Source organism: Burkholderia sp. Se-20373 (genome assembly GCF_017104705.1).
GTDB lineage: Bacteria > Pseudomonadota > Gammaproteobacteria > Burkholderiales > Burkholderiaceae > Burkholderia.
The window spans coordinates 1-1,448 of the sequence record NZ_JAAGPH010000342.1 but is presented as its reverse complement, the minus strand read 5'-3'; the positions used below and the strand labels follow the sequence as shown (position 1 = coordinate 1,448).

Genomic DNA, 1,448 nt, shown 5'->3' with positions numbered 1-1,448 from the left:
ACCGTGATCCGCCGCGCCGACTACACGCCGCCGGCCTTCCTCATCGATTCCGTCGCGCTCGAATTCGATCTCGCGCCGGCCCGCACGATCGTCAGGAACACGATGCGCGTGCGCCGCAATCCGGACGCCGCGCCCGCGCCGCACCTGGAGCTGATGGGCGAAGCGCTCGAATTCGTCGGCGCCTGGCTGGATGGCGCGCCGCATGGCGCCGTGCGTGCGCACGAACACGGGCTGACGGTCGAGAACGTGCCCGATGCCTTCGAGCTGACGCTCGAAAGCGCATGCGCACCCGACCAGAATACGACGCTGTCCGGCCTCTACGTGTCGAGCGGCAACTTCTTCACGCAGTGCGAAGCCGAAGGTTTCCGCCGCATCACCTACTTCCTCGACCGCCCGGACGTGATGGCGTCGTACACGGTGACGCTGCGCGCCGACAAGGCCGCGTACCCGGTGCTGCTGTCGAACGGCAACCTCGTCGATTCCGGCGACCTGCCCGACGGCCGCCACTTCGCGAAATGGGAAGACCCGTTCCGCAAGCCGAGCTACCTGTTCGCGCTGGTCGCGGGCAAGCTCGTCGCGATCGAGGAAACGATCACGTCGGGCTCGGGCAAGGAGAAGCTGCTGCAGGTGTGGGTCGAGCCCGCCGATCTCGACAAGACGCGTCACGCGATGGACTCGCTGATCCACTCGATCCGCTGGGACGAGCAGCGCTTCGGCCTCGAGCTCGATCTCGACCGCTTCATGATCGTCGCGGTGGGCGACTTCAACATGGGCGCGATGGAGAACAAGGGGCTCAACATCTTCAACACGAAGTACGTGCTGGCGAACCCCGAGACCGCGACCGACACCGACTTCGCGAACATCGAATCGGTGGTCGGCCACGAGTACTTCCACAACTGGACCGGCAACCGCGTGACCTGCCGCGACTGGTTCCAGCTGAGCCTGAAGGAAGGCCTGACGGTGTTCCGCGACCAGGAATTCTCGGCCGACATGGCCGCGGGCGACGACCTCGAATCGGCAGCCCGCGCGGTCAAGCGCATCGAGGACGTGCGCGTGCTGCGCCAGCTGCAGTTCGCCGAGGATGCGGGCCCGATGGCGCATCCGGTGCGCCCCGAGAGCTACGTCGAGATCAACAACTTCTACACGATGACCGTCTACGAGAAAGGCTCGGAAGTCGTGCGGATGTACCAGACGCTGTTCGGCCGCGACGGCTTCCGCAAGGGGATGGACCTGTACTTCAAGCGCCACGACGGGCACGCCGTGACCTGCGATGACTTCCGTCACGCGATGGCCGACGCGAACGGGCGCGACCTCGCGCAGTTCGAACGCTGGTACAGCCAGGCCGGCACGCCGCGCGTGTCGGTGCACACCGCGTACGACGCCGCCGCGCGCCGCTATACGGTCACGCTCGCGCAGGGCTACGGCGACGCATCGCCGGCCGCGCGCGA

The 1,448-nt window shown here is 66.9% G+C and carries 1 protein-coding gene; it reads left to right on the top strand.

What is annotated here, in order from left to right; all coding sequences use genetic code 11:
• Nucleotides 1-3: 3 nt before the first annotated feature.
• Nucleotides 4-1,448: aminopeptidase N (pepN, locus tag G3N96_RS38645; protein WP_206140486.1), on the top strand; the 1,445-nt coding region annotated here is incomplete at its 3' end.